The organism is Paraburkholderia yinzeri, from assembly GCF_046581065.1.
In the GTDB taxonomy this organism is placed as follows: domain Bacteria; phylum Pseudomonadota; class Gammaproteobacteria; order Burkholderiales; family Burkholderiaceae; genus Paraburkholderia.
In genome coordinates this window covers 1590431-1611349 of record NZ_JBFOCJ010000001.1, presented here as the reverse complement: position 1 = coordinate 1611349, position 20919 = coordinate 1590431, and the positions used below count along the sequence as shown (strand labels likewise).

Annotated in this window: 20 protein-coding genes; 14 read left to right on the top strand and 6 right to left on the bottom strand. The window is 64.2% G+C overall.

The window, feature by feature from the left end:
• Positions 1-65: 65 nt before the first annotated feature.
• The gene (gene mdtD, locus WJ542_RS07725; RefSeq protein ID WP_411188707.1) at positions 66-1511 is read left to right on the top strand and encodes a multidrug transporter subunit MdtD; all 1446 of its coding nucleotides are present in this window, start codon (positions 66-68) and stop codon (positions 1509-1511) included.
• Between the two features lie 246 nt (positions 1512-1757).
• Positions 1758-3035 carry an EAL domain-containing protein gene (locus WJ542_RS07720; RefSeq protein ID WP_411188706.1) on the top strand — a complete coding sequence of 426 codons (1278 nt, stop codon included), beginning with the start codon at positions 1758-1760 and terminating at the stop codon, positions 3033-3035.
• A 33-nt stretch (positions 3036-3068) separates the two neighbouring features.
• Here WJ542_RS07720 and WJ542_RS07715 read toward each other — a convergent pair whose 3' ends face one another.
• Positions 3069-4073, bottom strand: coding sequence for a sigma-70 family RNA polymerase sigma factor (locus WJ542_RS07715; protein ID WP_411188705.1), 1005 nt, complete (start codon positions 4071-4073; stop codon positions 3069-3071).
• Between the two features lie 176 nt (positions 4074-4249).
• On the opposite strand from WJ542_RS07715, the gene clpP reads away from it, so the two are divergent.
• Entirely contained in the window at positions 4250-4894 is a 645-nt protein-coding gene (gene clpP, locus WJ542_RS07710) for an ATP-dependent Clp endopeptidase proteolytic subunit ClpP (protein ID WP_411188704.1), read from the top strand.
• A gap of 28 nt (positions 4895-4922) precedes the next feature.
• Here the strand turns inward: clpP and WJ542_RS07705 are convergent, their stop codons facing one another.
• Entirely contained in the window at positions 4923-5552 is a 630-nt protein-coding gene (locus WJ542_RS07705; protein WP_411188703.1) for a TetR family transcriptional regulator, read from the bottom strand.
• Between the two features lie 64 nt (positions 5553-5616).
• Between WJ542_RS07705 and WJ542_RS07700 the strand changes: the two genes are divergently transcribed.
• From WJ542_RS07700 to WJ542_RS07675, 6 genes are all read left to right on the top strand, one after another.
• Entirely contained in the window at positions 5617-6192 is a 576-nt protein-coding gene (locus WJ542_RS07700) for an isochorismatase family protein (protein ID WP_411188702.1), read from the top strand.
• Positions 6193-6721: 529 nt separating this feature from the next.
• Positions 6722-6979 carry a hypothetical protein gene (locus WJ542_RS07695; RefSeq protein WP_411188701.1) on the top strand — a complete coding sequence of 86 codons (258 nt, stop codon included), beginning with the start codon at positions 6722-6724 and terminating at the stop codon, positions 6977-6979.
• Between the two features lie 77 nt (positions 6980-7056).
• Positions 7057-7452 (top strand): hypothetical protein, encoded by a 396-nt coding sequence (locus WJ542_RS07690; RefSeq protein ID WP_411188700.1) that lies wholly within the window; start codon positions 7057-7059, stop codon positions 7450-7452.
• Positions 7453-8592: 1140 nt separating this feature from the next.
• Positions 8593-10395 (top strand): group II intron reverse transcriptase/maturase, encoded by a 1803-nt coding sequence (ltrA, locus tag WJ542_RS07685; protein WP_411188699.1) that lies wholly within the window; start codon positions 8593-8595, stop codon positions 10393-10395.
• Positions 10373-10783, top strand: a complete 411-nt coding sequence (locus tag WJ542_RS07680) for a transposase (RefSeq protein ID WP_411187075.1) — start codon at positions 10373-10375, stop codon at positions 10781-10783. Before ltrA ends, WJ542_RS07680 begins: the two co-directional genes overlap by 23 nt.
• Entirely contained in the window at positions 10675-11190 is a 516-nt protein-coding gene (locus WJ542_RS07675) for an IS5 family transposase (RefSeq protein WP_411190446.1), read from the top strand. Before WJ542_RS07680 ends, WJ542_RS07675 begins: the two co-directional genes overlap by 109 nt.
• On the opposite strand, the gene WJ542_RS07670 is transcribed toward WJ542_RS07675, so the two are convergent.
• The 3 genes from WJ542_RS07670 to xseA form a co-directional block, all read right to left on the bottom strand.
• The gene (locus tag WJ542_RS07670) at positions 11165-12634 is read right to left on the bottom strand and encodes a hypothetical protein (RefSeq protein ID WP_411188697.1); all 1470 of its coding nucleotides are present in this window, start codon (positions 12632-12634) and stop codon (positions 11165-11167) included. The genes WJ542_RS07675 and WJ542_RS07670 overlap by 26 nt on opposite strands.
• Before the next feature lie 546 nt (positions 12635-13180).
• Positions 13181-13759, bottom strand: coding sequence for a superoxide dismutase [Fe] (gene sodB / locus WJ542_RS07665; RefSeq protein WP_411188696.1), 579 nt, complete (start codon positions 13757-13759; stop codon positions 13181-13183).
• Positions 13760-14106: 347 nt separating this feature from the next.
• Entirely contained in the window at positions 14107-15486 is a 1380-nt protein-coding gene (xseA, locus tag WJ542_RS07660) for an exodeoxyribonuclease VII large subunit (protein ID WP_411188695.1), read from the bottom strand.
• Between the two features lie 575 nt (positions 15487-16061).
• On the opposite strand from xseA, the gene lpxK reads away from it, so the two are divergent.
• The 5 genes from lpxK (at position 16062) to WJ542_RS07635 (ending at position 19985) form a co-directional block, all read left to right on the top strand.
• A complete protein-coding gene (gene lpxK, locus WJ542_RS07655; protein ID WP_411188694.1) occupies positions 16062-17078 on the top strand; it encodes a tetraacyldisaccharide 4'-kinase in 1017 nt (338 codons plus the stop codon).
• Positions 17059-17262 (top strand): Trm112 family protein, encoded by a 204-nt coding sequence (locus WJ542_RS07650; RefSeq protein ID WP_027794177.1) that lies wholly within the window; start codon positions 17059-17061, stop codon positions 17260-17262. The genes lpxK and WJ542_RS07650 overlap by 20 nt, the downstream gene beginning before the upstream one ends.
• 7 nt (positions 17263-17269) lie before the next feature.
• Positions 17270-18073 carry a 3-deoxy-manno-octulosonate cytidylyltransferase gene (gene kdsB / locus WJ542_RS07645; RefSeq protein WP_411188693.1) on the top strand — a complete coding sequence of 268 codons (804 nt, stop codon included), beginning with the start codon at positions 17270-17272 and terminating at the stop codon, positions 18071-18073.
• Between the two features lie 282 nt (positions 18074-18355).
• On the top strand, positions 18356-19018 hold the full coding sequence (adk, locus tag WJ542_RS07640; RefSeq protein WP_411188692.1) for an adenylate kinase: 663 nt from the start codon (positions 18356-18358) through the stop codon (positions 19016-19018).
• Between the two features lie 208 nt (positions 19019-19226).
• Positions 19227-19985 carry a 3-hydroxyacyl-CoA dehydrogenase gene (locus WJ542_RS07635; protein ID WP_411188691.1) on the top strand — a complete coding sequence of 253 codons (759 nt, stop codon included), beginning with the start codon at positions 19227-19229 and terminating at the stop codon, positions 19983-19985.
• Positions 19986-20069: 84 nt separating this feature from the next.
• Here WJ542_RS07635 and WJ542_RS07630 read toward each other — a convergent pair whose 3' ends face one another.
• Complete coding sequence (locus WJ542_RS07630; RefSeq protein ID WP_411188690.1) at positions 20070-20915, bottom strand: SirB1 family protein; 846 nt, start codon at positions 20913-20915, stop codon at positions 20070-20072.
• Positions 20916-20919: the final 4 nt, after the last annotated feature.

The following is a 20919-nucleotide window of genomic DNA, read 5'->3' as shown; positions in this document are numbered from 1 at the left end:
GGCCGTACGCCGTTTTCCCTACAATGGCGGCTGCCAGCCAACCGCCTGAGCGCCCCCGCCGCCCCATGTCCGCCCCCGCCAGCCAGACGCCCGCCGCCACGCCCTCGCCCCGTTCGCTGTCCGTCATGCTGTGGCTCGTCGCCACCGGCTTCTTCATGCAGACCCTCGACTCGACCATCGTCAACACGGCGCTGCCCGCCATGGCGACGAGCCTCGGCGAGCGCCCGCTCAGCATGCAGTCGGTCGTGATCGCGTATTCGCTGACGATGGCCGTGATGATCCCGGTCTCCGGCTGGCTCGCCGACAAGCTCGGCACGCGCCGCGTGTTCCTCGGCGCGATCCTCGTGTTCACGGTGGGCTCGCTGCTGTGCGCGGGCTCGCACACGCTCATGCAGCTCGTGCTCTCGCGCATCGCGCAAGGCGTGGGCGGCGCGATGCTGCTGCCGGTCGGACGGCTCGCCGTGCTGCGCACCTTTCCCGCCGAACGCTATCTGCCCGCGCTCTCGTTCGTCGCGATTCCCGGCCTGATCGGCCCGCTGATCGGCCCGACGCTGGGCGGCTGGCTCGTGCAGATCGCTTCGTGGCACTGGATCTTTCTCATCAACGTGCCCGTGGGCGTGGTGGGCTGCATCGCCACGTTCATCTTCATGCCCGACAGCCGCAACCCCGACACGCCGCGCTTCGACCTGCCCGGCTACCTGCTGCTCGTGACGGGCATGGTGACGATCTCGTTCGCGCTCGACGGCCGCGCCGAGCTCGGCATCCAGGAAGCCGCCGTGCTCGTGCTGCTGATCCTCTCGCTGGCCGCGTTCGTCGCCTACGGGCTGCACGCCGTGCGCACGCCGCGCCCCATCTTCTCGCTCGACCTCTTCAAGATCCACACGTTCAGCGTGGGGCTGCTCGGCAACATGTTCGCGCGCATCGGCAGCGGCGCGATGCCGTATCTGATTCCGCTCCTGCTGCAGGTCGCGCTTGGCTACACGCCGTTCGAAGCGGGCCTCATGATGCTGCCCACGGCCGCCGCCGGCATGTTCTCCAAGCGGCTCGTGACGCGCCTCATCATGCGCTACGGCTACCGTCAGGTGCTCGTGGCGAATACCGTGCTCGTGGGACTCGCGATGGCGAGCTTCGCGCTCTCCACGCCCGGCGAACCGCTGTGGCTGCGCATCGTGCAGCTCGCGATCTTCGGCAGCGTGAACTCGATGCAATTCACCGCGATGAACACGCTCACGCTCAAGGATCTCGGCACGGGCGGCGCGAGCAGCGGCAACAGCCTGTTCTCGCTCGTGCAGATGCTTTCGATGAGCCTCGGCGTGACCGTCGCCGGCGCGCTTCTCACGACCTTCACCGGGCTCGTCCGCCACGCCACGGGCTCAAGCGTGGTTCCCGCCTTCCACGCCACGTTCATCTGTGTGGGCATCATCACGGCCGCTTCGTCGTGGATCTTCGGGCAGCTCGCGCCCGACCTGCGGCACACGGCGAAGAAAACCGATCCGTCCGAGCGGACCTAGCGGGCATGGAAGACGCGCAGGAGAGGCGTAAGAACATCGTTGTGCGCACAGCCGCCGCGCACCGCTGCAGTGCATGCAGCGACTGCGCGGTGCGTGGATGCTCGACGCGCGGGCCAGGCGCCACGCCGTGCGGTACCGCAGCATGCCGCCCGGCGCGCCTGTTCCCGAACGCGCATACTTTTTGCTGACCTATCCTGTAAACTTGACGCTTCGGCGTAGCGTCCCGAGCGCACGCCTTCCCTCGATATGACGACGAGCATGATCGACCTCGATCCCCCCGGCTTCCAGTCGCGCCCTGTCGCGGGCGTGGAAGGCGCCCGCCGCACCGTGCTGTACAGCAGCTACACCGTGTTCAGCGTGTTCCAGCCGGTGTTCTCGGTTGCCCACCGCCGCGCGATCGGCTATCACGCCACGCTGCGCGCGCACGACGAGCACGGCATGCAGGTGCCGTCGCAGGAAGTGTTCACGCAGGCCGCGCGCCGCGGCGACCTGCTGGAGCTCGGCCGTCTCGCCGAATCGCTGCACCTCGGCAACTTCAATGCGTTCGATTCGCATGACGAATGGCTCTTCCTGAGCCTGCACCCCGCCGCGCTCATGGATACGAGCTATGGCGACGCCCTGCTCGCCGGCCTCAAGACGCTCGGGCTGCAGCCGCAGCGCGTGGTGCTCGAAGTGTCGGAGCAGGCGGGCGGCGAAAACTCGCGCTTTGCGGAAATCATCGACGGGCTGCGCAAGAGCGGTTTCGTGATCGCGCTGGACGGCTTCGGCGCGAAGCACTCGAACATCGACCGCGTCTGGCAGCTACGCCCCGACATCGTCACGCTCGACCGCAGCCTGCTCATGCAGGCAAGCCGCCACGCGCACATCGAACGCGTGCTGCCCGGCCTCGTCTCGATGCTGCACGAGTCCGGCCAGCTCGTGCTGGTGGGCGGGCTCTCGACGGAGCGCGACGCGCTGATCGCGCTGGAAAGCAATGCCGACTTCGTGCAGGGCGCGTATTTCGCGCGCCCCGAAGTCGAGCCGGTGCCGCCGACCACGGCCGCGCGGCTGATGGACGAGCTCTCGGCAGCGCTGCGCGAGCGCGTGACCCAGCGCGAACGGGCGCAGTCGCTGCGCCTCGCGCCTTATGTGAGCGCCATGGAAGCGGCTGCCGCAAAGCTCGACGCGGGAGCATCCATGAACGACGCCACACCGGGGCTGCTCGAACTCCAGGAAACGGCGCGCTGCTTCCTGCTGGACGCGTCGGGCCGCCAGATCGGCGACAACGTGGTGCCCGAAGGCCGCACGACGCAGCGGACCAAGCGCTTTCGCCCGCTGCTGCATTCGGAAGGCGCGAGCTGGGAGCGGCGCCCCTACTTCATCGGCGCGATGCGCGCGCCGGGCAGCGTGCATCTCACGCCGCCCTATTTGTCGATCAACGAAGCGCACCTGTGCGTGACCGCGTCGATCGCGGCGCAGACGCCGCACGGCCTGCAGGTACTGTGCGTGGACATCAACTGGGAAGTGACCGCCCAGCGCGGTTAAGACGCGTCCAACAATGCGCGCCCCAAGGTACCGCTAGCCGACGAGCACGCCGCCGACGCCCAGCGCCGGCGGCTGCGCCACCAGCGGCGCCGCACCGCTGCCCGACGCCACCTCCGCCAGCAACCGGCGCACCGCCGCGCCCCCGAAGACGCGATTGGCTTCCTGCAGCGCGGTTGTATTCACGCTCATTTCAATGCACAGCATCGGTTCGGCAGAGCCAGCGGTCGCGACACGCACGCGCAGCCACGCCGTCAGCTCGCCGTTTTCGGCGACGAGCGCGATGCCCGGCTCGCCTTCGAGCGTCAGCGCCTCGGCATGCAGCGCGCCTTGCTCCATGGCCGTCATCGACACGTCGAGCACCGCCGCCTTTTCCACGCGCTGCGGCCCCGCAACCGCCAACCCGAGCAATTCCATCAGCCCCGCCCGGTCCTGGGCTTCGAGTACCTCGCGTAGCCGCTCCACCACGCGCGCCTGCTGTGCGGGGTCGGCCGGCGCCTCGGACGCCCGGCGCACCTCCGGAGCCCGCGCGAGCCGCGCCCTCGCCCGATGCACGATCTGGCGGCAATGCGCGCTCGTGCAGCCCACCAGCGCCGCAATCTCGGCGTAATCGCACTCGAACGCCTCGCGCAGCACGAACGCGGCCCGCTCGACGGGGCCAAGCCGCGCCAGCAGCGTGAGCCACGCTTCGGCGAGGCGCGCGGCACGCAGCCCCGCCTCCTCGGCCGAGGGTGCGACGTCGTCGAGCCACGGCTGCGTGAGCCGCGCGAGCGCCTCGCCTTCGCGCTCGCGGCGCAGGCGCCGCAACCGGTCGATCGCGAGGCGCACCGTCACCGTCGTGAGCCAGGCCTGCGGCGCGCGCACGCTTTCGGCGTCGGCTTCCCGCCAGCGCAGCCAGGCGTCCTGCACGACGTCCTCGGCCTCCGCGCGGCTGCCCAGCACCCGCGCCGCCAGCGCGAGCAGCCGGGCACGCAGGGCGTCAAAGGTGGCGGCCGCGCGCCCGGCGCCCGATTCGCGGGTTTCGTCTGCACTCTGCGTCATTCGCATTGCTCCTTCGCCTCAAGAGGATTGCCGATGTTCCACGCATGAGACGTCTGGCGACGCCCGGATGTGACAGGCGGCCGGAAAAATATTCTCGTCACGAAGCGCACTAGCCACGCGTCATGGCAGCGGCGACGCAAAACATCACGCCGCTCCCTTCCACCGCGAGGATATCCATGCCCCCCCATAACACGCATCATGCTTCAATGCGCCCGAGCGCGCTCAATCTCGTGCCCACCGTCATCGAAACGTCCGGGCGCGGCGAGCGCGCCTACGACATCTATTCGCGCCTGCTGCGCGAGCGCATCGTGTTTCTCGTGGGGCCCGTGAACGAGCAGACGGCCAGCCTCGTCGTCGCGCAACTGCTCTTTCTCGAAGCCGAGAACCCGGAAAAGGACATCAGCCTGTACATCAATTCGCCGGGCGGCTCGGTGTACGACGGTCTCGCGATCTACGACACGATGGCGTTCATCAAGCCCGACGTTTCGACGCTATGCACCGGGTTCGCCGCGAGCATGGGCACTTCTCTGCTTGCCGCGGGCGCACCCGGCAAACGCTACGCACTGCCAAATGCACGCATCATGATTCATCAGCCTTCGGGCGGCAGCCAGGGCACGGCCGCCGACATCGAAATCCAGGCGCGCGAGGTGCTGTACCAGCGCGAGCGCCTGAACGCCATGCTGGCCGAACGCACGGGCAGGAGCATCGAGCAGATCGTGAAGGACACGGACCGCGACAACTACATGTCCGCCGAGGCAGCCGCCCAATATGGGCTGATCGACCGCGTGATCGGCTCGCGCGACGAGCAGCTTGCGCGCTAGCGCCCAGGGCTCGACCGGCTCACGCGGCTCAACCGAGCCTGGCGGCGAGCCACGCCGAAAGCACGCCCTTGTACTCGGCAACGAGCAGTTTGCGCTCCTTCGGCTTCGCCGCCGCGTAGAGCGGATTGAGGCTCTTGATGATCTGCAGCATCACCTCGGCGACGCGGAAGGCCTCGTCGGCGGCGAGTGTTTCGTCGTAGCGCGCGAACAGCGCCGCGAAGCGCTCGCGCAGGCGGTTGCGCGCCGCCGCGTCGCGCCGGAAGCCCAGCGGGACCGAAAGCAGCGGCAGATACGCGGGATAGTCGGCCATCAGCTCGACCATCATGTCGAAGAGCCGCTCGACGAGCTCGGCGAGCGGCAGTCGCCCAGGATGCGTGCCTTCGGCATCGATTAGCGCGCTCCAGCGCGCGTCGATCTCGTCGCCGTAGCGCTTGCGCAGCGCGAACGCCAGCGCCTCCTTGTTCGGAAAGTACTGATACGCCGCGCCGATCGACACACCGGCCTGCTGCGCGATCTGCGTCATCGTCGCGCTTTCGAAGCCGCGTTGCGCAAACGCGTCCCCCGCCGCGTCGAGCAGCGCCTCGACCGTGCGCGCCGCGCGTTCCTGGCGCGGCACGCGCCGCGAAGCGGTGGGATCGTCCGCCGGACCTGCCGCCATATCTGAAGCCTCCCTCACATCTGGTGTATCATTATCTGAGCCCATCCTCACATACAGGTGCCCCATGACGCAAGCCCTCTCTTTGGACCCGAGCCGCACGGCGCTCGTGATGATCGATCTCCAGCACGGCATCGTGGGCCGCCCGCTCGCGCCGTATGGCGGCCAGCAGGTGGTGGCGCACGCGAAGCAGCTTGCCGACGCGATGCGCGCCAAGGGCGCGGCCATCGTATGGGTACGCGTGCTGCTCAATGAACTGCACTTCCCCCAGGCCGACGTTTCCATGCGCGCGCCCGACGCGCCGCCCGCGCCCGCCGAGGCTTCGGAGCTCGTGCCGGAAACCGGCGTGCAAGCTGGCGACCTCGTCGTTTCGAAACGCCAGTGGGGTGCGTTCTACGGCACGGATCTCGAACTGCAACTGCGCCGGCGCGGCATCGACACGATCGTGCTGGGCGGCATCGCGACGAACTTCGGCGTCGAATCGACGGCGCGCGCGGCCTACGATCGCGGCTTCCGGCTCGTGTTCGTCGAAGACGCCACGTCGAGCCTCGCCGAGGACATGCATCGCTTCACGTTCGAGAAGCTGTTCCCGTACATGGGACATGTGCGCTCGACGCAGCAGGTGATCGACGCACTCGGCTGAAGATCTGAACGTGCAAATGAAAAAGCCCTCGACCTGAAAATCGAGGGCTTTTTTGCGAGTGCCGCGCAAGGCGGCACGGACCGCGGAAAGGGCGACTGTCTAGTGACAAAAAAGTTTGGAATGCAGCGCGCTAATGTTTGTGACGAACACAATGCCTACTTCGCTGCCGCGACCATCAGTTGGCACTTCAACATATGGCCGGGCGCATACTTAGGCGACGTACATATAACAATTTAAGTATGTCCTGAGACTGCCGCTCGAATCTCGTCCAGGCGAAGGCCTTTTGAAAGCAATTTTCCTAACATTAAAGACACGCGCTGCGTTCTGACGTGACCGGTGCGGCACCACGTTCTCGCTAACTTCTGACACAACCACGAATGCGCGAGGTTCCAAAATTGCGAACTGCGTACGTGTCTCTCTCACTACCCGGGTGCATGTCGAGAAGAAAAATCAGCAATAAACCTTGCACGTCGCGGGGCCGTACACTACGTGTTTGGATAGGGTCGACCCTTTCAGGAGGATATCTGCCATGCTCGAATATCAGGATAGGGTCGTGCAGGAAGTCGCGGCCTGCACCTGCGATCGCTGCCAGCGCCGCATCACGCCCGACGATCCGGACTGGCATGAAAAGCTGTCGATCGCGTTCCAGGGCGGCTATGGGTCGATCTTTGGCGATGGTTGTCCGGTCGCAATCGATCTGTGCCAGCAGTGCGTGAAGGAAACGCTCGGCCCGTGGCTGCGGATCACGCGGCCCTCGTGGCTTTCGCTTGCGGATCACTCAGCCTGAGTCGTGTCGACTTCTGTTGGAATCCGGGCCGCTTCGGGGCACCTTTTCTCAAACGTTCATGTCAGCGAGACTCGACCATGACGAAAGCACGCAAACCTGACGAGGCCCCGCTCGCGCGGGCTGCTCGCGACAACCCAGAATTGCCGTCTGCGTTTGTGGCCGACACGCTGCAGGGCCGTGCCGAATCGACGGCTGAACAAACCACGCCTTACAGCCTCGAGGGCAAGCCGATGACCGTGGCCGAACTGATTGCCGAGCTGGGCCGGTTCTCACCCGATGCGCGGGTGGTCGTACCGCACTTCTACGGCGGGTTTTCCGATCTGGCGTCCGTGTACGCCGAGCCGATCCGGCGTGCGGCTCGCGCGTCAATGGCCGATGCCGCTCACGAAGGGGCCGATGCACTGGTCGATGGCCCGTTCGTGGCCGACGAAACGGCGATCGTGCTCGACACTGCCGGCCGGCGCAGTGAGTAAGCTCGATGCTGCTGTTTCTCGACACGGAATATGCTGACATCCCAATCCCCACGGCATCTCGTAGAGATACCCCACACGGCCGAGTGCGATGCGGCCACGTCTTTCTGGCTGATTGGTGTGAAAAGGGATATCGCCTCTGCAACTGGCGAAAAGATTATGCCCAATCATCGCCTGAATCAGTTAAGCGCCCCATAAGCCAGGCTTTTCGGCAAACCGTGATCGCCTTAATCAGCCAGACTCAGTGAATCCACGGTAATCACCCTCGTCATAAACCCGCATGTCAAATGATGGACGTATGAGCATCTGGAAGTCTGTCATCGAGCGACAGGCAGCTCAGACCGTACGTGCAGAAGGCAAGATCAACAAGCGACCGTCTGTGTGCTTGTCGCGCTTAAGCCCCGATGCGCTCACACGTCTGCCCCCCTTATCGGACAAACGCGCGAACGAACCAATTGGCCGACAGCGCTCAGGCGACGACGAGATCAACCGGAGCAGGTCCACGAATCACCACTGGCAAGGCCTTCGAGTTGCGACTTGAGGTCGCGTAGTTCGTTGTTTTATCGCCGAAGTCTGGCGACAGAAAACCGGGCATTCCGTTGCCCGTAGCCTACCGGTGCATGCGAGATTGGTAACGATCTGGTGTGAAGCCACCGGGACAAAGTAACCCGGCGAAAGCCACGCTTGAGTCGTGAGGCTGATGCGCGTCTGCTAGTGCCAATGCGGATGGGGTGCAAGGCTGGATGGCATGGTTAACACACGTGAACTGTCGCTAAACGTCGTCACTTTGAAGGGCCAAAGGTACTGATAGGCCCCGCCCAACATGGGAAGTAGTGGGACTGCTCTCTCTTGAATGGGGCAGCACGGACACCAGCACTACCGGCGGACAGACAGAACCTAAACCATTCGTGCGAACCACGCGGAACAAGGAAACCCCGTATCGCCGCCCATTGGGCAGGTTAACCGTAAGGAAAACTGTTGGTGATGCGGGCATGGGAGTGCAGAGAAAGCGAACGCTGTCCTGTAACCGGACGGATAGGGATTGAGTCGCGAGGCAACATCATCCCACGCGAAAGCGGGCAGACTTCTGCATGGTCTTTCGTCACGAGAGAGCTTGAGTAACCGTCAAAGGAGGAGATGCAGATGACTGGGCAGAAGTTCCGCACAGGTGCGTCCTCCGATCTAGCCATTCACTGGCACGGCATTGATTGGGCCAGATGTTATCGCGAGGTCCGACGGCTGCAGGCGCGTATTGTGAAGGCTACACAGGACGGCAAGCGCGGGAAGGTGAAAGCCTTACAGTGGTTGCTGACCCACTCGTTCAGCGGCAAGGCACTCGCCGTCAGACGGGTGACTGAGAATCAGGGAAAACGGACGCCGGGCGTGGACGGCATCACATGGTCCACACCGAAGTCCAGACTCGAAGCAGTGTCGTCACTCAAACGGCGTGGCTACCGGCCGCGTCCGCTGAGACGGATATATATCCCCAAGGCCGATGGGACAAAAATGCGGCCGCTAGGAATTCCATGCATGGTCGACAGGGCGCAGCAGGCGCTATATCTGCTTGCCCTGGAGCCCGTTGCGGAGACCGAGGCTGACCCGAATTCCTATGGATTCCGCGTCAGCCGATCCGCCGCCGATGCAATCGAGCAGTGCTTCATTGCGCTGGGCCGCCCCGAGTGCGCGCGGTGGATTCTGGAGGCCGATATCCGTAGCTGCTTTGACGAAATTTCGCACGACTGGCTGGTCGCCCACATCCCCATGGACAAAGCGATTCTGCTGAGGTGGTTGAAGGCTGGCTACCTTCACAACCATGTCTTTCACGCAACGGAAGCGGGTACCCCACAAGGGGGCATTATCTCGCCGACGTTAATGAATATGACTTTGGATGGACTAGAACGGATGCTGCTATCGAAGTTCCGCAAGCACGTTCGCGATGCGTCCAAGGTCAATCTCATTCGGTATGCAGACGACTTTATCATCACCGGTGCAACGAAAGACGTGCTGGTCAATGAAGTTCGTCCGATGGTCGAGCAGTTTCTGGCGCAACGTGGCTTGTCACTATCGCCGGAGAAGACCCGGATCACGCATATCGACGAGGGATTCAACTTCCTCGGCATGAATGTTCGCAAGTATGGTGGCAAGCTGTTGATCAAGCCTGCCCGAAAGAGCATTCAGCGCTTCCTGCGCAAGCTGCGGGGAGTCGTGAAAGGCAGCGCGGCGCTACGACAGGATCTACTGATCCGTGTGCTCAATCCACTGATTCGCGGATGGGCGAACTATCATCGTCAAGTTGTGGCGAAACAGATCTTCAGCGCAGTTGGTCACGCGATCTGGCAGTGTCTATGGCGCTGGGCGCGGCGTCGGCATCCGAACAAAGGCGCACGCTGGGTACAACGGAAATATTTCTGGACCGTTGGTGCACAGCGCTGGGTTTTTGGAACGACCACCGGCAAAACGCTCAGCACGGGAAAGCCTGAACTCCTGACGCTATACGATATTGCCAGCACGCCGATCCGGCGGCACCGGAAAATCCAGGCGGTCGCTAACCCGTTCGACCCGCAGTGGGAAAGCTATTTTGAAGCTCGACTTGGCAACATGATGGCGGACTCCCTCAAAGGCCGGACGCGGCTGATCCGGTTGTGGCTCGCACAGGACCGGGCCTGTCCAGTTTGCTGTCAGATGATTACGAAATCCAGTGGGTGGCGTCTGTTCCACGAGATTCGTAAAATCGACGGTGGCACGGATGCGGTCGGTAACCTGAAGATGCTACATCCGGACTGCCACCGGAACGCGCGTGCTCTCAGACACTCAGTTGTGGAACCGGCTTATTCCTTAAAGGCCAGTTCAAAAAGAGCCCGGAAGGGCTGTTTACTTTCCCGTGAAACGGTTAACCTTGGATGCCTGAACAACGGATCAAGGAATGCCGGCACCTATCATCGATGACGCGCTGTGGGCACTGATCGAACCACTACTTCCGCCGCCCAAGCCGCGACACAGGCGATACCCTGGGCGCCTGCCGGTCTCGGACCGTGCGGCACTCAATGGCATCCTGCTCGTGCTCAAGACAGGGATGCGATGGAATCATCTGCCGACCCGGTTGGGCTTCGGCTCTGGAGCGACTTGCTGGCGTCGGTTGCACGACTGGCAGCAAGCCGGAGTGTGGGACAAACTGCACGGGCTGCTGCTCGACAAGCTGCGCGAATCCGGCCAGCTCGACTTCTCATATGCGGCTGTCGATTCATCGTCCGTGCGCGCCGTTGGGGCAGGCCAAAAACTGGGCCAAACCCCACCGATCGCGCACGACCAGGGTCCAAACATCACGTCCTCGTAGACGCGAATGGCGTTCCTGTCAGCGTGATCCTGACCGGCGCGAACCGCAACGATGTCACGCAACTGCTGCCGCTGGTCGACGCTATCCCGCCGATTCGCGGCACTCGCGGCCGACCGCTTCGCAAGCCCAAGGTCCTCTACGCCGACCGTGGCTACGATTCCGACTCGCATCGCCACCGACTTCGCGAACGCGGTATCAGACCGGTCATCGCCAGACGCCGCACCGAACACGGCAGCGGCCTCGGCAAATTCCGTTGGGTCGTCGAACGGACTCATTCGTGGCTCCATGGTTTCCGTCGTCTTCGCATCCGCTTCGAACGCCGATCTGACATTCACGAAGCGTTCCTCAAACTCGGCTGCTCTCTCGTCTGCTGGAACATCTTCAGCCGAGCTGAGCGGCCATTTTGAACTGGCCTTTTATAGGCTTTGAAAGGCTTGAGCGGAGTGCGGGGAAACTTGCACGCTCCGTTCTGAGGGGGCGGCGGCGCAGCAATGCGCCGCTGCTACCCGGCGCCGTCTCCTCGCCGAGCCGGTAATAGGCGTTGATAAAATCCCGCGTCGGAAATTGATTTGTGGTTGGCTCGTGGGGGAAATGCCGGTCGATCGAAGACCGCAGCCGTAGCGGAAGCGAATGCCAGCTCTCCACCCCCAACTTGATATATGTGATCTTGCCCAGCTCAGGCTTGTCCTTATAACGAATTGTTCCCGTCAGGACCACCTCCTGAACGCTATTCCGCGTCTCATCCGGAAAGAGCTCGGGAACGTCGATCAGCGCTTCAAAGTCCTCCCAGCATCTCGCGATCGCACACGCTAGGTCTGAAAATTCGTAGTTCGGATCATGCCCTGCATCGACCACTACGATGTCCATGCATTCGCGGGCAACCAGTTCGTAAATCCCCAGGTTCTCAAAATGCCCGCCGTCACTCAAACGCATCCACTTCGTACGGTTGTTGTGCAGGTTTAGCGCCGCCATTGAATTTAGAAAGAAGGATGGCCACCACGTCCGACGCTTCAGATCGAACGTCGGGTTAATCACCCACACCCCGAGCCCCATGTTGAAGACGGTAAGAAGCGAATTCCAGAGCGGACTCTGCTTGACCGGGTGGATGTCAACCGCCGCCCCTGATGTCGCTACCAGCCGCCAAATCCACTGATGCCTCCAGCTTTTTCGCTTCTTCCCAACATACCATTCCTCTGTCGGGAAATACCCACTGGATCTCGTCCCACAATAGTGACGGCTGACGCAGAAATTTTCTCCACCTCGTTGCTCCTTTCTTTCGTCGTCACGTGCGATAGGCGACTGCGAGAAGCAGTTAATCAGGTGGATGGGGTCTCGATCCGGACCGCGAACCTCGTGAATCGCCCGATCCATCCCACGTCCAAATTTTCGTCTTAGCCCTTCGTAATAAATCTTTACAGGCAAGCATAGCCAGTTCGGATTTGTCATCATGGCAATAAGCGTGATCAACAGTGACACGAAGTAAAGTATATTTAAATCGACTGCGATAGCATGATGTGTCAAATTGCGCATCGCAGCCTGCATGGTCAACCCAGCAGACAGAATCGCCGTGAAACCAAAGGCGTAACGAGCGCGACCTTGCAGTCTGATGATGGATGGATGACTAGGCCGCAGACTCAACGCAACCCCGACGAACAACCAGATCAAGCCGGCCACTGCACACGTCACCCAAAAGAGTGCTCCGGATCCTGATTGTAGATGTCCTGCCATATGCGCCATCTGGATGGCACCGAAGATCATGGCGAGAAAGAACCAAAGCTGACCATCAGATGAGGGCCGTTTCCTGAGCCTCGACGCTACGAACTGGTAAGAACCATCAATCTTGCTCAACATAGGCCTCGCCCCCGAGCGGCGATTATAGACCGGAAGATATGACCATAACGCGGTGGCGAACTCCGCGAAAACTTGGGAAATGCGAATCAAACTAGTGGTCGTTGCTACCACATTCTCGACTCGCCAAGTTCCTTCGCAGCAAAACGGCCGCAAAGCCGAACGCGCTCTCGGTACCGTTGCGACGCTGACTTTTCCCGACGCTCGTTGGAGCAACAGGTTGCTCAGCGGGTGGTGTATCAACCCTCAAAATTTGAGATCCATTCCCGCCCTATCTGTACTGAAGTACAGATAGCGGACTTGAATTTTTCAAGTAATTTTGCCCCTGCGCCGGATCCGCGGAGTCGTTGTCAAATGGCCACTCTGCAGCATGCACTAAACATGAACTGAAAAAGAGCGGCTGGAGCTCTCGGGTCCTAGAAAGCAGAAAGCCCTCGAACTTGAGGGCTTTCATTTCTATTACTACTTCCAAACTTTATTGCGGTACTACGCTCGGATTTTCCAATCTTTATTGCACTTTCCGAACTATTTTGTCACGTCACAGACGCTTTACGCGAAGTTCTTCGCTGCGAAGTCCCAGTTCACGATGTTCCAGAACGCTTCGACGAACTTCGGACGCGCGTTGCGATAGTCGATGTAGTAAGCGTGTTCCCACACGTCGATCGTGATGAGCGGCTTCGCATCGGTCGTGAGCGGGGTGGCGGCGTTGCTGGTCGAGACGATGTCGAGCGAGCCGTCCGCCTTCTTCACGAGCCACGTCCAGCCCGAGCCGAAGTTGCCGACCGCAGCCTTCGAGAACGCTTCCTTGAACGCGTCGAACGAACCCCACTTCGCATTGATCGCGTCGCCGAGCGCACCTGCCGGCGCACCGCCGCCCTGCGGCGAGAGGCTGTTCCAGAAGAAGGTGTGATTCCAGATCTGGGCCGCGTTGTTGAACACGCCACCCGACGACTTCTTGATGATCTCTTCGAGCGAGAGCTTTTCGAACTCGGTGCCCGGGATCAGGTTGTTGAGGTTCGTGACGTAGGCCTGGTGATGCTTGCCATAGTGGTATTCGAGCGTCTCTTCCGACATGTTCGGAACGAGGGCGTTCTTCGCGAACGGCAGCGGCGGGAGCGTAAATGACATGATGCGGTTCCTTCGTCGTGTTATGGGGAGTTCTGCGTGAAGTTCTACAAATTCGCCGGCATTGAGCGCTCGATTGTAGGCGACTTGGAATAACCCCGCAAACGCGCGGACTTTATGCCGGATATCGGCCGTACAAGGGTTTCCGGGGTTTCCGGACCTCTCCCGACCTCGCACCGGAGCCGGTTCGCGGCGGGTCCGAGGCACGAGCGCTGCATGCAAGGATGCGCCGCTCCACCCTCGCGCAACGCTGTGTCAGCAGCGTGAACGCGAGCGTGGCAGCACATGCCGCTACGCTGCGCATGCGGCGTGCCGTGCGGGTCCGGTCACATGCGGAACCGGTAGCCGCATCAGAACCCGTCGGCGAATCGCGGCTGCACGTCGGCGAGGGCCACGTCGGCACTGCCCTCGGCAAGATGCACGGTCAGCCGCTTGCCTGGCTTGAGCGCCGCGGGCGCGCGCACCGCTGCGCCGCTTTGCGCGTCGAGCAGCGCCGCATAGCCGCGTTCGAACGTGCGCTGCGGGCTCAGCACTTCGAGGCGCGCGGCAAGCCCGGAAACCCGTGCGGTTTCGCGTTCGCGCTGCCGGTCAAAGGCACCGTTCAGGCGCCGCGCCAGCGCCTCGACATGCGCGAGCTGCGCCGTCGCGTCGGGGCGCGCACGCTGCCAGCGCATCTGCACGACGGCAAAGCGTGCACGGGCGTCGGCCGCCGCGCGCGAGCCGGCCGAAGCGAGCCGGAGCGCCAGTTGCCGCAAATGGGCACGCTGCTGCGCGAGCCGCTCGGCGGGCGAAACGAGCCGCCGTGCAAGCCAGTCGAGCTGCTGCGCGCGCCGCTCCATGAGCCGGCCGAAGCCGCGCGCGAGCGCCGCATGGCGCTGGTCCAGCTCGCGCAGCAGCAGCACGCGCTGCGGGCTCACGAGCTCGGCGGCGCCGGTCGGCGTGGGCGCGCGCACGTCGGCGGCGAAGTCGGCAATGGTGAAATCGGTCTCGTGGCCCACGCCGCTCACCACGGGAATCCCGCTCGCCGCAATCGCGCGAGCGAGCGCCTCGTCGTTGAACGACCAGAGATCCTCGATCGAGCCGCCGCCGCGGCACAGCACGAGGACGTCCACTTCGGCACGGGCATTCGCCGTTTCGAGCATGGCCGTGAGCTTTTCGGCCGAGCCCGCGCCCTGCACGGGCGCCGGGTAGACGATCACCGGCACGTGCGGTGCGCGGCGGGACAAGGTCGTGAGCACGTCGCGCAGCGCGGCGGCCTGCATCGAGGTGATCACGCCGATGGCGCGCGGATGCGTCGGCAACGTGCGCTTGCGCTCGGGATCGAACAGCCCCTCGGACTCCAGTTGCGCCTTCAGCCGCAGGAAAGCTTCGTAGAGCCGGCCCTGGCCCGTGCGCCGGACCGCCTCCACGTTCAGTTGCAGCTCGCCGCGCGGCTCGTACATCGTGACGAGCGCGCGCACCTCGATGCGGTCGCCCTCGCGCGGCGTGAACTCGGCGTACTGCGCGCGGCCGCGGAACATCACGCAGCGGATCTGCGCCTGCGCGTCCTTGATCGAGAAGTACCAGTGCCCGCTCGCGGCGCGCGTGAAATTGGACACTTCGCCCGAGATCCACGCGAGCGGAAACGTGCGTTCGAGCATCGAAGCGATCGCGCGGTTGAGCGCCGAAACCGGCACGACGACGTCGCCGCCGGGGGCAGGGGGGGAAGCAGGGAATCGATCGGAATTCATGCGGAGCGTGCGAAAAACCAGGCCGGACAGACGATAGACCGTCCGGGTGCCCGGCGTCCAGCACGACCTTCGGGCTTATGGCAAGCGCTGCGAGGTTTCCACACCGCGCAGGTCAGAGGCCATGCGCGGCGACAACGAGTCGCAGACCCACAAAATTTTCACTACATGATTGATTTGATTACGTTTTTTATCGATATACCATGACCTTTCGCCGACGGAAGCCCCCGCATGCGGGCTTTCCAGCCATCGCGGGTGCCACTTCTCCACAAAGTTATCCACAGGCAGGCTGGCAATCGCCCCGGTCGGGGGTCAGCAAAAACCGTCCGGACGGGCAGCTTGCGGCGCGCCCGCCTCCCGCGCTAGAGTGCCAGGTTCCCGGCGGCATCCGCGTGCCGGTTCGGGACGCGAACGCCCCTTGCCCTGTCCGGCAAGGCGGGGCCGCGAGTGCAAGTATTCCGTCACGCCATGCCGTCCCACGATCCGGAGAATCGCCCGATGCCAGCCCAGCCCGTCCTGCCTTCCCGCGCGACGCCCGTACGCGGCGCCGGGCGCGCGCGAACGCGGAGCGCATGCCGATGAGCGGCCTCGCCTCGCGCATCGAAAACCGGCTCGCGCAGGAATGGCAGCGGCGCGGCCCGCTTGCCTGGGCGCTGACGCCGCTCGCCGCGGTTTTCGCGGCCGTCAGCGGCGCGCGCCGCGCCGCCTTTGCGGCAGGCTGGCTCAAAAGCGTACACGTGGGCGTGCCGGTCGTCGTGGTCGGCAACGTGACGGTGGGCGGGACGGGGAAGACGCCTACCGTGATCGCGCTCGTCGAAGCGCTGCGCACGGCGGGCTTCACGCCGGGCGTGGTCTCGCGCGGTTACGGCGCCAAGGTCGAACGCCCTACGCCCGTCACGAGCGCCACCGCGGCACGGCTTGCCGGCGACGAACCCCTTCTCATCGCGCGCCGCACCGGCGCGCCCGTGTGGGTTTCGCCGGACCGCGTCGCCGCCGCGCAGGCGCTGCGCGCCGCCCACGAGGACGTCGACGTGATCGTCAGCGACGACGGCCTGCAGCACTATCGCCTCGCGCGCGACTTCGAACTCGTCGTATTCGACCACCGCCTGGACGGCAACGGCTTCCTGCTGCCCGCCGGGCCGCTGCGCGAGCCGCTCTCGCGCCACCGCGACGCCACGCTCGTCAACAATCCGTTCGAGCGGACGCTGCCGCCCTGGCCCGACACCTTTCTGCTGACGCTCGAACCCGGCGACGCCTGGCATCTGGCCAACCCGGCGCTGCGCCGCCCGCTCTCGCAGTTCGCGGGACAGCGCCTCGTGGCGGCGGCCGGCATCGGCTCGCCGGAGCGCTTCTTCGCGACCGTGCGCGGCGCGGGGCTCGCGCCGCAGACGCTGCCCCTGCCCGACCACTACGCCTACGCGACCAACCCGTTTGCCGAGGTGAAAGCCGACGCGATCCTGGTCACCGAAAAGGATGCAGTAAAATTGGGGGCCTGGAACGATGCGCGCATCTGGGTCGTCCCCGTGGTTGCCGCGCTCGATCATCGCCTTATCACTCTGGTTGTGGAGAAACTCCGTGGACGCCCGTCTGCTTGAAATCCTGGTCTGCCCGATCTGCAAGGGCCCGCTCAGCTACGATCGCGCCGCGCAGGAGCTCATCTGCAACGCCGACAAGCTCGCTTATCCGATCCGCGACGGCATTCCCGTCATGCTGGTGGACGAAGCGCGTCAGACCGTGGAAGGCACGCCGGTCGATCCGGCCGGCCCCGGCGCGGCCTGACCCGGATATGAACGGCCTCGTGCAACCCTTCATTGCCGTCGTACCCGCGCGTCTTGCTTCCACGCGGCTGCCGAACAAGCCGCTCGCCGACATCGGCGGCAAACCCATGGTGGTACGCGTGGCCGAACGCGCGCAGGCGTCGGGCGCGCAGCAGGTGCTGATCGCGACGGACGCGCCGGGCGTACTCGACGCCGCGCGCGAGCACGGCTTCGAGGCGATGCTCACGCGCGCCGACCATCCGTCGGGCACCGACCGGCTCGCCGAAGTCGCGACGCACTATGGCTGGAGCGACGACACGATCGTCGTCAACGTGCAGGGCGACGAGCCGCTGATCGACCCTGCCCTCATATGCGACGTTGCGTCGCACCTCGCCGCGCATCCGGAATGCGCGATCGCGACGGCCGCCCACCCGATCACGGCCCCGGACGAAATCCTCAATCCGAACGTCGTGAAGGTCGTGCTCGATTCGCGCGGCGTGGCGCTCTACTTCTCCCGCGCGCCCATTCCGTGGGCCCGCGACGCATGGCAGCCGCACTGGTCGCCCGAGCGTCTCGATCTGGCTGCAATGCCCGCCCCGCCTGCCCCGGCGACGGTTTACCGGCACATCGGCCTGTACGCCTATCGCGCGAAATTCCTGCGCAGCTACCCGTCGCTCGCCCACTCGCCGATCGAACAGGTCGAGGCGCTCGAGCAGTTGCGGGCGATGTGGCACGGCGAGCGCATCGCGGTGCTGGTGACGAAAGAAGCCCCCGCGCCAGGCGTCGATACGCCGGCCGACCTCGCTCGCGTGCAGGCGTTATACCGGACTTAATTCCGGTAATGGCGTAAAAAACCCATGGCATAATCAATTGTTTGCGCGAGCCGTATAAAGCCTTGGTGCGTCGGGGTTTCCCCATATTTCGCCGATTTCGCCCTGCTGCGCCGTCGCTGTGCCTGACACGCGACGCTGCTGCGCGGGGCGTATCGCTGCCCCCGCCGGCACGTGCCGAAGCGGTCGCTGTTGCGAACGGGGAGAGACGCACGACGCCGCTAACGCCTGCCGAAGAAAGGCAAGCCGCGCCGCAAGAATTCACATAGATCGGAGATTGTTGACATGCGTTTGATCCTGTTGGGCGCCCCGGGCGCGGGCAAGGGAACCCAGGCCAGCTTCATCAAGGAAAAGTTCGGCATTCCGCAGATCTCGACCGGCGACATGCTGCGCGCGGCCGTGAAGGCCGGCACGCCGCTGGGCCTCGAGGCGAAGCGCTTCATGGACGCGGGCGAGCTCGTGACCGACGAACTGATCATCAATCTCGTGAAGGAGCGCCTTCAGGAATCGGACTGCAAGAACGGCTATCTGTTCGACGGCTTCCCGCGCACGCTGCCGCAGGCCGAAGCCATGAAGCAGGCCGGCGTGCCGATCGACTACGTGCTCGAGATCGACGTGCCGTTCGACGAGATCATTACGCGCATGAGCGGCCGCCGCATGCATCCGGCATCGGGCCGCACCTACCACCTCAAGTTCAATCCGCCCAAAGTGGACATGACGGACGACGTGACGGGCGAGCCGCTCGTCCAGCGCGACGACGACAAGGAAGAGACCGTGCGCAAGCGTCTCGACGTCTACGTCGCGCAAACGAAGCCGCTCATCGCCTACTACAGCGACTGGGCGAAGCGTGGCGCGGAAAACGGTCTGAAGGCGCCGGAATATCGCGCGATCTCGGGCCTCGGCACCGTCGACGAAATTCGCACGCGCGTGTTCGACGCACTCAAGTAAGACCGTTCTCGCGTAACGCCTCAAGTAGCACTTGGGCCGGCCAGCCGGGGAGAAACCGGCAAGACCGGCTACCCCACTGCCGGCCTCGGATCATGCTGGTATGTCTGCGGGCCGGCTGGCGCCGCGCCATGAGCGCGCCGCCGGGCGGCCCGTTTTTTCGTGCACGCCGCCCGCACGACGACCATAACAAATGGAGCCGAGACACAGCATGCAGATCCGCGACAACGTATTCATCATCACCGGCGGGGCTTCGGGCCTCGGTGCCGCCACGGCGCGCCTGATCGCCGCCGAAGGCGGCAAGGCCGTCATCGCCGACCTGAACGAGGAAGCCGGCAACGCGCTCGCGAAGGAACTGGGCGGCACGTTCGTGAAGTGCAACGTCGCAAGCGAGGAGGACGGCGCGAGCGTGGTTGCCGCAGCGACCGCGCTCGGCGCGCTGCACGGCCTCGTCAATTGCGCGGGCATCGCGCCCGCCGTGAAGACGGTCGGCAAGGACGGCCCGCATCCGCTCGACGTGTTCGCGAAGACCATTTCGGTCAACCTGATCGGCACGTTCAACATGATCCGCCTCGCGGCCGCCGCCATGGCACAGACCGCGCCCAACGAAGGCGGCGAGCGCGGCGTGATCGTCAACACGGCGTCGGTCGCGGCCTACGACGGCCAGATCGGCCAGGCGGCCTATGCGGCTTCGAAGGGCGGCGTGGTCGGCATGACCTTGCCGATCGCGCGCGACCTCTCGCGCAGCGGCATCCGCGTGATGACGATCGCCCCGGGCATCTTCGAAACGCCGATGCTGCTCGGCATGCCCAAGGAAGTCCAGGACGCGCTCGGCGCCATGGTCCCGTTCCCGTCGCGCCTCGGCAAGCCCGCGGAGTACGCGATGCTCGTCAAGCAGATTTTCGAGAACCCGATGCTCAACGGCGAGGTGATCCGCCTCGACGGCGCAATCCGCATGCAGCCGAAATAAGCACCGCAAGTACGGCAGCGCCAGAAGCGAAAAAGCCCACGCAGCGAAGCGTGGGCTTTTTTCTGCGCGAACGGCCAGATGTGCTCAGCCCTGCTCGTTATCGAGCGTGCGCTGGCGCAGCTCCTGCAACTGCGACTCGACGACCATGGCGTCTTCGGCATCGGGGCGCTCGTCGAGATAATGCTCGAGGTCTTCGAGCGCGGGACGCAGGTAATCGAGCCGCGCATACGCGAAACCGCGGTCGCGCACTTCCTCGATACTGTGCGGCAGCAGGATCACGAGCCGCTGCTGGATGCCGAGCAGGCGCTCCCAGCGTTCCGTCTGCAGATAAATCGCCTTGAGGTTGCGCAGCATGCGCGCGACGATCTCGCGGCGCGTAGCCGGCTCAAGGAGCACGCGCAGCGTGCGCACGACCGAATCGCCGGCCTTCGCCACGTAAGGCTCCAGCAACTCCACCATATCGGATTCGGTCAGCCCGCGGCCCGTGGTGGGGTCGAACATCGCATCCCCGCCCGGCAGCGATGCGCGCAGCAGGAAATGACCCGGAAACGACACGCCCCGCACCGGCAGCCCCAGTTGACCCGCAATCTCCAGATAGAGCACCGCCAGCGAAATGGGAATGCCGCGGCGGCGGCGCAGCACGGCGTTCAGGTGGCTGTTGTCGGGATCGTAGTAGTCGTTGAGATTGGCGGCGAAGCCGAATTCACGGAAGAAACACTGATTCAGGGCGGCGACGCGCTCGCGCAGGGCGGCGCCCTCGGGCACGCGGCGGCGCGCGCGCAGCGCCAGCTCGTCGATTTCCGCGAGCGTGCCTTGCAGATCGAGATCGGGGTACGCATCCTGCGCAATCGCGAGTGCCGCTTCGGTAAGCGGCAGGCTGTCGTCGTCGGCCACGAGCGCGCTGAAATAATCCAGTACCCGCGTGTTCATCGTG

Coding starts and splice junctions, on each gene's coding strand:
- mdtD (WP_411188707.1), top strand. CDS start 66: ATGTCCGCCCCCGCCAGCCAGACGCCCGCCGCCACGCCCTCGCCCCGT.
- WJ542_RS07720 (WP_411188706.1), top strand. CDS start 1,758: ATGACGACGAGCATGATCGACCTCGATCCCCCCGGCTTCCAGTCGCGC.
- WJ542_RS07715 (WP_411188705.1), bottom strand. CDS start 4,073: ATGACGCAGAGTGCAGACGAAACCCGCGAATCGGGCGCCGGGCGCGCG.
- clpP (WP_411188704.1), top strand. CDS start 4,250: ATGCCCCCCCATAACACGCATCATGCTTCAATGCGCCCGAGCGCGCTC.
- WJ542_RS07705 (WP_411188703.1), bottom strand. CDS start 5,552: ATGGCGGCAGGTCCGGCGGACGATCCCACCGCTTCGCGGCGCGTGCCG.
- WJ542_RS07700 (WP_411188702.1), top strand. CDS start 5,617: ATGACGCAAGCCCTCTCTTTGGACCCGAGCCGCACGGCGCTCGTGATG.
- WJ542_RS07695 (WP_411188701.1), top strand. CDS start 6,722: ATGCTCGAATATCAGGATAGGGTCGTGCAGGAAGTCGCGGCCTGCACC.
- WJ542_RS07690 (WP_411188700.1), top strand. CDS start 7,057: ATGACGAAAGCACGCAAACCTGACGAGGCCCCGCTCGCGCGGGCTGCT.
- ltrA (WP_411188699.1), top strand. CDS start 8,593: ATGACTGGGCAGAAGTTCCGCACAGGTGCGTCCTCCGATCTAGCCATT.
- WJ542_RS07680 (WP_411187075.1), top strand. CDS start 10,373: ATGCCGGCACCTATCATCGATGACGCGCTGTGGGCACTGATCGAACCA.
- WJ542_RS07670 (WP_411188697.1), bottom strand. CDS start 12,634: ATGTTGAGCAAGATTGATGGTTCTTACCAGTTCGTAGCGTCGAGGCTC.
- sodB (WP_411188696.1), bottom strand. CDS start 13,759: ATGTCATTTACGCTCCCGCCGCTGCCGTTCGCGAAGAACGCCCTCGTT.
- xseA (WP_411188695.1), bottom strand. CDS start 15,486: ATGAATTCCGATCGATTCCCTGCTTCCCCCCCTGCCCCCGGCGGCGAC.
- lpxK (WP_411188694.1), top strand. CDS start 16,062: ATGAGCGGCCTCGCCTCGCGCATCGAAAACCGGCTCGCGCAGGAATGG.
- kdsB (WP_411188693.1), top strand. CDS start 17,270: ATGAACGGCCTCGTGCAACCCTTCATTGCCGTCGTACCCGCGCGTCTT.
- adk (WP_411188692.1), top strand. CDS start 18,356: ATGCGTTTGATCCTGTTGGGCGCCCCGGGCGCGGGCAAGGGAACCCAG.
- WJ542_RS07635 (WP_411188691.1), top strand. CDS start 19,227: ATGCAGATCCGCGACAACGTATTCATCATCACCGGCGGGGCTTCGGGC.
- WJ542_RS07630 (WP_411188690.1), bottom strand. CDS start 20,915: ATGAACACGCGGGTACTGGATTATTTCAGCGCGCTCGTGGCCGACGAC.